This window comes from Streptomyces sp. NPDC017991 (assembly GCF_044328075.1).
Classification (GTDB): Bacteria; Actinomycetota; Actinomycetes; order Streptomycetales; family Streptomycetaceae; genus Streptomyces.
The window spans coordinates 473,289-483,052 of sequence record NZ_JBIRGP010000003.1 but is presented as its reverse complement, the minus strand read 5'-3'; the positions used below and the strand labels follow the sequence as shown (position 1 = coordinate 483,052).

At 70.3% G+C, this 9,764-nt stretch carries 9 protein-coding genes; 6 read left to right on the top strand and 3 right to left on the bottom strand.

What is annotated here, in order from left to right; genetic code table 11:
• The first annotated feature begins 273 nt into the window (after positions 1-273).
• The 6 genes from ACH4DZ_RS10655 (at position 274) to ACH4DZ_RS10630 (ending at position 7,249) form a co-directional block, all read left to right on the top strand.
• Positions 274-1,485: a pyridoxal phosphate-dependent aminotransferase gene (locus ACH4DZ_RS10655; RefSeq protein ID WP_398286647.1), complete on the top strand. Its 1,212-nt coding sequence runs from the start codon at positions 274-276 to the stop codon at positions 1,483-1,485.
• Between the two features lie 162 nt (positions 1,486-1,647).
• Positions 1,648-2,085, top strand: coding sequence for a hypothetical protein (locus tag ACH4DZ_RS10650; protein ID WP_398286646.1), 438 nt, complete (start codon positions 1,648-1,650; stop codon positions 2,083-2,085).
• A gap of 694 nt (positions 2,086-2,779) precedes the next feature.
• A complete protein-coding gene (locus ACH4DZ_RS10645; RefSeq protein WP_398286645.1) occupies positions 2,780-3,874 on the top strand; it encodes a hypothetical protein in 1,095 nt (364 codons plus the stop codon).
• A 12-nt stretch (positions 3,875-3,886) separates the two neighbouring features.
• Complete coding sequence (locus ACH4DZ_RS10640; RefSeq protein ID WP_398286644.1) at positions 3,887-5,065, top strand: toxic anion resistance protein; 1,179 nt, start codon at positions 3,887-3,889, stop codon at positions 5,063-5,065.
• Positions 5,062-6,654 carry a substrate-binding domain-containing protein gene (locus ACH4DZ_RS10635; protein WP_398286643.1) on the top strand — a complete coding sequence of 531 codons (1,593 nt, stop codon included), beginning with the start codon at positions 5,062-5,064 and terminating at the stop codon, positions 6,652-6,654. Before ACH4DZ_RS10640 ends, ACH4DZ_RS10635 begins: the two co-directional genes overlap by 4 nt.
• Positions 6,641-7,249, top strand: coding sequence for a hypothetical protein (locus ACH4DZ_RS10630; protein ID WP_398286641.1), 609 nt, complete (start codon positions 6,641-6,643; stop codon positions 7,247-7,249). Before ACH4DZ_RS10635 ends, ACH4DZ_RS10630 begins: the two co-directional genes overlap by 14 nt.
• A gap of 54 nt (positions 7,250-7,303) precedes the next feature.
• Here the strand turns inward: ACH4DZ_RS10630 and ACH4DZ_RS10625 are convergent, their stop codons facing one another.
• The 3 genes from ACH4DZ_RS10625 to ACH4DZ_RS10615 all read right to left on the bottom strand — a co-directional run bounded on the left by ACH4DZ_RS10625 (position 7,304) and on the right by ACH4DZ_RS10615 (position 9,604).
• Positions 7,304-8,032, bottom strand: a complete 729-nt coding sequence (locus ACH4DZ_RS10625) for a Mut7-C RNAse domain-containing protein (RefSeq protein WP_398286640.1) — start codon at positions 8,030-8,032, stop codon at positions 7,304-7,306.
• A gap of 35 nt (positions 8,033-8,067) precedes the next feature.
• Positions 8,068-8,754, bottom strand: coding sequence for a TetR/AcrR family transcriptional regulator (locus tag ACH4DZ_RS10620; RefSeq protein WP_398286639.1), 687 nt, complete (start codon positions 8,752-8,754; stop codon positions 8,068-8,070).
• A 136-nt stretch (positions 8,755-8,890) separates the two neighbouring features.
• On the bottom strand, positions 8,891-9,604 hold the full coding sequence (locus ACH4DZ_RS10615; RefSeq protein ID WP_398286638.1) for a hemolysin III family protein: 714 nt from the start codon (positions 9,602-9,604) through the stop codon (positions 8,891-8,893).
• Positions 9,605-9,764 lie beyond the last annotated feature (160 nt).

Here is a 9,764-nt window from a genome sequence, read left to right as displayed (position 1 = left end):
TTGTTGTGGGGGGGGGTGGGGGGGCCCGGCTACTGCGCGGGCCCCCCGGGGGGGGGGGTTTTGGGTTTTGGGGGGGGGGGGCCCCCCCCCGCGGCCCACCCCCACCACCCCGCACGCACATCGCAACCCCCGCCGACACCCCCCTAGGGGCGCGGGGAACTGCGCGACCAGCCCCCACCGACCCGCACCCACCCACGTCCCCACCCCCAGACGGACGTCTCACGTGGCGGAAACGCGGCGCGACAACCGCTACCCGCCCGTAAGCTCACGAACATGCAGGTGATCCAGTCGACCAAGCTCGCCAACGTCTGTTACGAGATCCGGGGCCCGGTCCTTGAGGAGGCCATGCGGCTGGAAGCGGCAGGCCACCGCATCCTCAAGCTGAACACCGGAAACCCCGCGGCGTTCGGCTTCGAGTGCCCGCCGGAGATCCTGGAGGACATCCTCCGCAACGTCTCGTCGGCGCACGGCTACGGGGACGCGAAGGGGCTGCTCGCGGCACGCCGGGCCGTGGTCATGCACAACCAGACCCTCGGCATAGAGACAGACGTCGAGCACGTCTTCATCGGCAACGGCGTGTCCGAGCTGATCGTGATGGCGATGCAGGGCCTGCTGGACGACGGCGACGAGGTCCTCGTACCCGCGCCGGACTACCCCCTGTGGACCGCCGCCGTCTCCCTCTCCGGCGGCACCGCCGTCCACTACCGCTGTGACGAGCAGTCCGACTGGATGCCCGATCTCGCCGACGTGGAGCGGAAGGTCACCGACCGCACCAAGGCGATCGTGATCATCAACCCGAACAACCCGACGGGCGCGGTCTACGACGAGGCGATGCTGCGCGGGCTCACGGACATCGCCCGCCGCCACAACCTGCTGGTCTGCTCGGACGAGATCTACGACAAGATCCTGTACGACGAAGCCGTGCACACGCCGACCGCCAAGGTCGCCCCCGACCTGCTCACCCTCACCTTCAACGGGATGTCGAAGGCGTACCGCGTGGCCGGGTACCGGGTGGGCTGGATGGCGATCTCCGGGCCGCGCGCGCACGCCGACTCGTACATCGAGGGGCTGACGATCCTCGCCAACATGCGGCTCTGCGCGAACATGCCCGGTCAGCACGGTGTCGTCGCCGCCCTGAGTGGCCGGCAGACCATCAGCGACCTCGTGCTGCCCGGTGGGCGGCTGCGCGAGCAGCGGGACGTGGCGCATCGGCTGCTGACCCAGATCCCGGGCGTGACCTGTGTGAAGCCGAAGGGCGCGCTCTATCTCTTCCCGCGCCTCGATCCGAAGGTCTACAAGATCAAGGACGACCGGCGGATGGTGCTGGACCTGCTGCGCACCGAGAAGATCATGGTCGTGCAGGGGACGGGCTTCAACTGGCCGGAACCCGACCACTTCCGGGTCGTCACCCTGCCGACCGCCCGGGACCTGACGGACGCGGTCACGCGGATCGGGAACTTCCTGGACGGATACGGGCAGCACTGACGGACAGGCCTGATGGACAGCACTGACGGACAGGGCTGACCGGTGGAACTGACGCCTGGTCACCCTGTGTGGTCGGGCGGCTCCGTTTTCGGAGTCTGCTCAACTTTAGACGAAATCTAAGCTAGGATGGCTTCCTGTCAGAGCAGCAGGAGGCCATCTCCCATGTACGAACCGATCCGCACCAAGTCGGTCCACACGATGGCCGGCACCGCCGACTTTCCCCATCGGTCGCGCGAGGAGGAGCTGGACATCCAGCTCGCCGGTCATCTGGCGGCACTGCTCGCGGTCACGGACGAGCTCCGCGGGCTCGAACCGTCCGCTTCCGCCGAGCTCGATGTCGCCGCGGAACGGCTGGCCGAGCAGGTGACCCGGCTGCGTGGGGGGCGTCCGCCCGTCCGTGCGGCTGTCGCGTCCGCCGTCGGCGGAGGTCGTGGGCCGCTGCCCGTCGGGTTGCATCAGCGGGCGCATGCCCTGGCGGGGCGCGCCCTTGTCGTCGCCGCCTCCCGGGCGGATACGGCGGGGGCGATTCTCGCCGCCGAGCGTATGGATGCGCATGCGGCTGCCGTTGCCGTGGCGGAGCCGGCGCTCACCGTCGGCTGAGCCGGGGGCTCCATCGAGCCTTCTGCTCCCCTGGTCGGCCCCGGTCCGCGCGCACCCGCAGCGACGTGCGGGCCGGGTGCCATGCATGTGTGAAGGGTCGCACCCTGGGGGTGCGGCCCTTCTCTTTCACTACGTGCGTCCGTCGTTTCTCACCTGCGGGCCCGGTGGGGGCTTGCCGCGCAGTTCCCCGCGCCCCTGAAAAGCCGGGCTGCACCCTGCTGCCTTCCCAGCCCGCCCGGCGTATGAGGAGCTGCCCTTCCGCCCGTCCGGCGTATGAGGACCTGCTCTCCAACCCGTCCGACTTGAGGACCTGTCTCTCCAGCCCGTCCGGCGTTTGAGGACCGGGGGTTCGGGGGCTGGCCCCCGAGTCGGTGACCTGACGGGAGGCTGGGGCTGCATTTCAGCCCGTCCGGCGATCGAGGACCTGCTCTCCAGCCCGTCCGGCGTTTGAGGACCGGGGGTCCGGGGGCTGGCCCCCGAGTCGGTGACCTGACGGGAGGCTGGGGCTGCATTTCAGCCCATCCGGCGATCGAGGACCTGCCCTCCAGCCCGTCCGGCGTTTGAGGACCGGGGGTTCGGGGGCTGGCCCCCGCAACTGGAGGGGCGGCATCCGGTTGCGTACTGGGATGGGGTCGTCACCCCGTGTTCATGCGATGCGACGGGGAACGTTGAGTTCCGGGAGCACGCTCCAGGTGTGAGACGAATCATCGCCATCGTCCTGGCGGTATTCCTGATCGGCGGAGTGGCAGCAGCCGTCGTAGCGGGCCGCGAAGACCAGGACAGCAGCACGGCAACGAAGACCGTGCAGGGAGTGATCGGGTCGGAGAAGGCGGAGTTCTTCGCCGACCCGGATGTGGTGAAGGCCCTCGCTGCCAAGGGCTACACCGTGGAGACGGAGACCTCCGGGTCCTGGGCCATGGAGGGACTCGACCTCAAGGGGTACGACTTCGCTTTCCCCTCCAGCCAGGCGCCCGCCGGAGAACTGGCCTCGAAGTACCACGTACGGCAGCCCCTGCCGCGCCCCTTCTACTCGCCCCTCGTGGTCGTCGCGCACCGCAGCGCCGCCGAGGTGCTGGCCGGCAACGGCCTCGCGACACTGAAGAGCACGGACGGAGGCAAGGACAACGGCAACGGCAGCCTTGATATGAAGGCCTATCTCAAGGCCGCCGAGGGCGACCGGACCTGGCAGCAGCTCAAGGGGGCCGAGAAGCACGGTGAGTTGAGCGGCACGCTGTTCATCTCCACCACCGACCCGACCAGTTCGAACTCCGGCGCCCTGTACCTCGCCGCCGCCTCCTACGTCGCCGACGGCGGCCGGGTCGCCGACGGTACCGCCGCCGTCGACCGCACCGCGCCCCTGATGCGCAAGCTGATCAGCGTCCAGGGCGCCCAGCAGACCAGCACGGACGCGGCCTTCCGCGACTTCGTCAGCGGCGTCGGAAACCCGCTGGTCCTCGTGTACGAGTCCCAGGTCGCCGCCCTCCTCGCAGAGGACCACGGTGTCGACGATCTGGTCGTTCTCTATCCGGACACCACCGCGAACAGCGACCACACGGTCGTCCCGCTCACGGACGAGGGCCGTGCCCTCGGTGAACTGCTGGGGAGCGACGAGGAGTTGCGCGGGCTCGCGGTACGGCACGGGTTCCGGCCCCAGGGCGCGTCCGCCGAGTTCACGGCGGCCACCGACGCCCACACCACCTACCTCAACCAGACGCTGACCGGTGTCCGGCAGGTGCCCGTGCCCGCCTCCAAGGTGCTGCACGAGATGGCACGCCGGGCCCGGGACTAGGGGGAACAGCACGTGAGCGACACCGAGAACACCTTCACTCTCACTCCTCCCGAGGCCGTCGCGGCCGTGCCGAAGGAGAAGGCCGGCGGGCTCGTGCCGGTCGACGAGTCCGTACGTACGGACATGGCGCGCAAGGCCGCCGAGTACGTCGACGGGCTCGCCGTGCTCGACGCCCGCTCCCCCGAGTTCGCCGGGAAGATCGGTGAGATCGTCGCACTCGGCTCGGGTGAGATGCGCGGGGCCTCCGCCCAGTCGAACCGCATGCTGGAGCGCACGGTCCGCGCCCTGCCCGCGAACGGCGAGGACGCCCAGTCCCGTGTATCGTCCTCGCTCGTCGAACTCCGGCGCACCGTCGAGGACCTGGACCCGCGCGACCTGCCCGGCGGCAAGGCCCGCAAGCTGCTGTCCCGGCTGCCCGGCGGGAACAGGCTCCGTGACCATGTGGCCAAGTACGCCTCCGCACAGGGCACGTTGAACAGGATCGTGGGCTCGTTGCGCGGCGGCCAGGACGAACTGCGGCGCGACAACGCCGCCCTGCAGACCGAACGCGTCCGCCTCTGGGACTCGATGGGCAAGCTCCAGGAGTACGTCGTCCTGACCGAGGCCCTGGACGCGGCGGTCGAGGGTCACATCGGTGGGGTGGAAGCGCGGGATCCGGCCCAGGCGGACACCCTGCGCGCCGACGTCCTCTTTCCCGTACGGCAGAAGCACCAGGACCTGCTCACCCAGCTCGCGGTGTGCGCCCAGGGTTATCTGGCGATGGACGTGGTCCGCCGCAACAACGAGGAGTTGATCAAGGGCGTCGACCGTGCGGCCACCACCACGGTCTCCGCGTTGCGCATCTCGGTCATGCTCGCCTCCGCCCTCGACAACCAGCGCAAGGTCGTCGAGCAGGTCAACGCGCTGCGCGGCACGACGGAGGACCTCATCCGCGGCAACGCCGAGATGCTCGCCACCCAGAGCGGCGAGATCCAGCGCATCGCCGCCGACCCGGCCGTCGGAGCGGAGACACTGCGCTCGGCCTTCCAGCAGATCTACCGGACCCTCGACACCATCGACACGTACAAGGCCCAGGCCACGGAGACGATGGCGTCGACCGTGGAGTCCCTGACCTCGGAACTCCAGCACGCCACGGCGTACTTGGAGCGCAGCCGCGCACAGGGCGCCCTGGACGGAGGCCGCCTCGCATGAAAAACCTCCGCGCGAGCGCAGCCGAGCGTGGGCGGGGGTGGGCACGGACCACCCACCGGACTGCGGCCGCCATCGCTCTGGCATGGGTGACGGCGGGATGCACCTCGGCCGTAGAGGGGCCGAGCCCTTCGGGCGACAGGCCGGAACCCGGCACGCTACGCATACTCGCGTCCAGCGAACTCGCCGACATGAAGCCCGTCCTGGACCAGGTTCGTAAGGACACCGGCATCACGGTCAGGCCCACTTACACCGGCACACTGGACGCCGTCGACCTCCTCGCGAAGGGCAGGGCCAAGGGCGCGTACGACGCCGTCTGGCTCTCCTCCAACGACTACCTCCGTCTCGACCCCGCCGCCGCGAAGCAGGTCGTGTCCCAGACCCCGGTGATGTCCAGCCCGCTGGCCATCGGGGTGAAGGACGCCACCGTACGGAAGTTGAGGTGGAGGCCCGAGGACGTCACCTGGGCCGCTGTCGAGAAGGCGGTGCGCGGCGGTGGCCTGACCTACGGCATGACCGACCCGTCCCGCTCCAACTCGGGCTTCGCCACCCTCGTGTCCGTGGCCTCGGGTCTCTCCGACGCCCAGTCCGCGCTGACGGACGCGGATGTGAAGGAGGCGACGCCCCGGCTGACGGAGTTCTTCAAGGGGCAGAAGCTGACGTCCGGGTCGTCGGGCTGGCTGGCGCAGGCGTACGACCGGCGGGGTGACGTCGACGCGCTGCTCAACTACGAGTCGGTGCTGAAGTCGCGGAAGGACCTGACGGTGATCCGGCCGCGGGACGGCGTCGTCACCGCCGACTATCCGCTCTCCTCGCTGGCGTCCACGAGTCAGGAGGTCCGTGAGGACGTCCGCCGGCTCACCGAGGCCCTGCGTACCCCGGCGACCCAGCGGCTGATCACCGAGCGGACGCTGCGCCGGCCCGTCGTGCCCTCCGTGCCGCTGGCGGCGGGGCTCGACACCACCCGGCGGCGCGAACTGCCCTTCCCGGGCAGCCGTTCCGTCGCCGACGGGCTTCTCGACTCGTACGAGAACGAGCTGCGCCGCCCCTCCCGGACCGTGTACGTGCTCGACACCTCGGGCTCGATGGGTGAGGACGGGCGGCTCGGGCGGCTGAAGAAGGCGCTCACCGACCTCACCGGCGACTTCCGCGAACGCGAGGAGGTGACGCTGATGCCGTTCGGCTCGGCCGTCAAGAGCGTACGCACGCATGTGGTGCGGCCCGAGGACCCGCGCTCGGGGCTCGACGCGATCCGCCGTGACACACGGGCGCTCACCGCGGAGGGCGACACCGCGATCTATACGTCGCTGCAGAAGGCGTACGAGCAGCTGGGGGCCGACGAGGACACGTTCACGTCGGTCGTGCTGATGACGGACGGCGAGAACACGCAGGGCGCGAGCCCGGCGGAGTTCGACGGGTTCTACGCGCGGCTGTCCGCGGACGAGCGGCGGATCCCCGTCTTCCCGATCCTGTTCGGCGACTCCGACCGCGGCGAGCTGGAACACATCGCCGAGCTGACCGGCGGCCGTCTCTTCGACGCGCGGAAGGGCTCGCTGGACGGCGCCTTCAAGGAGATCCGTGGCTACCAATGAGCCCAACAAACTCTTCGGCTATCTGGAGTCCCGTAAGAATCTTGCGGGGAGCGCCTGCGGGATCGCCGGTCTCGGGCTGACCTTCGCGGGAGTCGCGGGGGCGTACTGGCCGGTCGTCGTCGTGGGTCTGTACGGCGCGGGCGCGCTGATCGCCCCGCCGGAGCGGCCGCCGCTGCCGGACTTCCCGGATCCGTCCGCCCAGTTGGACGAGATCCGCGGGGACTTCGGGAAGTTGCGGGCCTACCTCGCCGACGTCGAGCTGCCGCCCGCCGCCGCCGGACGGCTCACCGAGCTGACCGAGCTGCTGGCGGCGCTGCTCGATCCCGGGTGGGTCGCGGAGATCCTCGCGCAGGACCCGGAGGGGGTGCACGCGCTGTCCCGGGCCGTGCGGACGGATGTCCCGGAGGCCGTCGACACGTTCGTACGGACGCGGTGGTGGGTGCGGCTGGCGCCCGGTACGGAGGCGCCCGAGCGGCATCTTGAGCGGCAGCTCACGCTGCTGCACGAGGAGGCGGAGGCGCTGGCCGCCGGTCTGCGCGAGACGGAGGCCCGGCGCCAGGAGTCCCACACCCGTTATCTGGAGGGCCGGGCGTAGTCGCAGACCGGGTGGAGAGTGGGCGCAGTCGGCCCGAAGACCGGAAGAGCGGGCTCAGCCGGGGCCGAACTCCGTGAGCGCCCGGCCCACGATCGCCTCCAGCTGCTCATGGTGTGCGCCCCGCCAGTACGCCCGCCCGCACTCCGCGCACCTCGCGAACACGTCGTACGACCGTCGCGTACCCCCTTGAAGCTGCTCGGCGACCTCGTCCTTGGAGGCCTCCGCGAGCAGTCCGTTGCACGCGGTGCACCGGCTCCAGGGGCGCAGGGCGGGGGCGAAACGGCCGAGTACGTCCCGTAGTTGCTCGTCCGGTCGCGTGCTGTAGACGAACGCCCCCGCCCACAGCTCCCGGCGCCGCAGCAGGCCCCGGTCCCGGCTGAGCATCACCCGTCGTTCGGCCGCGGATCTCGCCGCGAGCGCGGGATCGCCGATGTCCAGCGACTCGTACGCGGCGTCGACACCGAGCAGTCGCAGCCTGCGCGCCAGCGTGCCCAGGTGGACGTCGAGCAGGAACCGCAGCGGAGCGCCCGGCACCGGCTGGGGGCGCTCGACCGCGCGTACCTCGACGGAGTCGGCCACCGCGGGCAGATACGAGACGGGCACCGGGCGGCCGTTCACCACGAGTTCCCCGACCTCGGTCAGCGGGACGCCCAGCGACTCGACGACATGGCCCAGCGTGGAGGAGCCGTCGGTGGCGACCGGCGTGCTCCCCGACCGGCGTCCGTGCGGGACGAACACCCGCAGTCCGGGGGCGAATTCGACGTGGATCTCCGGTCCGTTCACCGGCTCAGGATGACATGCGGGGCGGGCCCGTGGCCTCAGGGTTTTCCCGGAGCGAGCCCTTGTTCCAGGACGTCCAAGGCCCGGTCGACGAGGGCGCCGAGGTCGTCCTCGTGCCCGTGCTCGGCCCAGTACAGGGCCGCCTCCGTCAGAGCGGCCACCAGGGACATCGCGTGGACGCGCACCTCGAAGCCGTCGGGTGACCGGCCCGTGCGCTCGCCGATGACCTGGCAGAGCAGGCGACCGGTGCCGGACATGTTCTCCGTCATCCGGGTGCGCACGGCGGGCACCTCGACCATCAGCGTGGTCCGCAGCCGGGTCACCTCTGCTTCTTCCGAGGCCGAGACCGAGGTAGAGGTCGAGTCCGGGGCGGGGGCTGGGGCTGGGGCGCCGAGGGCGATGCCTGTCCTGAACACCTGCCTGAGGGAGTCAAGCCACGGTTCGCCGGCCGGGCGGGCGCGCAGTTCCGCCACCAGGATCGGGGCGTACTCGTCCATGAGGACGATGTCCTCCTTGGCCGGGAAGTAGCGGAGGACCGTGGACGGCGACACCTCGGCCCGCTCGGCGATCTGCTCGATCGTCGTCGCGTCGTACCCCTGCTCGCGGATCAGCCCGTACGTCGCGTCACGGATGGCCGCACGCGTCTTGATCTTCTTGCGCTCACGGAGTCCCGGCCGGGGGTGCGCGGCGGGGGTGGCGAGAGGCGGAGTACGTGCGGCCGTCATGGCGGTCATTGTCGGGCATCGGCCGGGGCCGGTGCCATGTCCGGGACGGCCGCCGCGGAGAGCTGCCCCGGTTGTCCGTACCGGCTGTCCGTACCGGCTGTCCGTACCGGCGATCCGTACTGACTGTCCGTACGGGCTACCCGTACTGGTAGGCCACCATCGAGATGCCGATGTAGTGCGCGATGAACGCCGCGAGCGTCAACGAGTGGAAGACCTCGTGGAAGCCGAACCAGCGCGGTGACGGGTTGGGCCGCTTGAGCGCGTAGATCACTCCGCCGGCGCTGTAGAGGAGCCCGCCCACGATCACGAGGACCAGCACGGCGATGCCGCCGGCCCGCATGAAGTCGGGGAGGAAGAAGACGGCGGCCCAGCCCATCGCGATGTAACAGGGGGTGTAGAGCCAGCGCGGGGCGCCGATCCAGAAGACCCGGAAGGCGATGCCCGCGAGCGCCGCGCCCCAGATGCCCCACAGCAGCCACTTCCCCTTGCTCTCCGGGAGCAGCAGCATCGTCAGCGGTGTGTACGAGCCCGCGATGATCAGGAAGATGTTCGCGTGGTCGAGTCTGCGCAGCACACCGTCCATGCGCGGACTCCACGTGCCGCGGTGGTAGATCGCGCTGACCCCGAACAGCAGGCAGGCCGTCAGGACGAAGATCGCGCAGGCCGCACGGGCGCGGGTCGAGCCGGCGAGGGCCGTCAGGACCAGGCCGGAGACGAGCACCGCCGGGAACATTCCGGCGTGCAGCCAGCCGCGCAGTCTTGGTTTGACGGGGTGCGGCAGGGAGAGCGCTTCGGCGACACGGTCGACGACCGGCGATTCCGCTGAGGCGTCGGGGCTGGGCGCAGTCATACGATCCATCGTACCTACGGAACCGTAAGTTACGTATCAGCCGACCGTCAGTAATGCGCCAAGTGGCCAGCGTCTCATGCGGGTGCCGGGCCCGAAGTACCCGGTGGGCGGGGAGAGGGCTTCTCACGCGTACGGCGGCAAGTGGCGATGCTCACGCTGC

Coding starts and splice junctions, on each gene's coding strand:
- ACH4DZ_RS10650 (WP_398286646.1), top strand. CDS start 1,648: ATGTACGAACCGATCCGCACCAAGTCGGTCCACACGATGGCCGGCACC.
- ACH4DZ_RS10620 (WP_398286639.1), bottom strand. CDS start 8,754: ATGACGGCCGCACGTACTCCGCCTCTCGCCACCCCCGCCGCGCACCCC.
- ACH4DZ_RS10655 (WP_398286647.1), top strand. CDS start 274: ATGCAGGTGATCCAGTCGACCAAGCTCGCCAACGTCTGTTACGAGATC.
- ACH4DZ_RS10635 (WP_398286643.1), top strand. CDS start 5,062: ATGAAAAACCTCCGCGCGAGCGCAGCCGAGCGTGGGCGGGGGTGGGCA.
- ACH4DZ_RS10615 (WP_398286638.1), bottom strand. CDS start 9,604: ATGACTGCGCCCAGCCCCGACGCCTCAGCGGAATCGCCGGTCGTCGAC.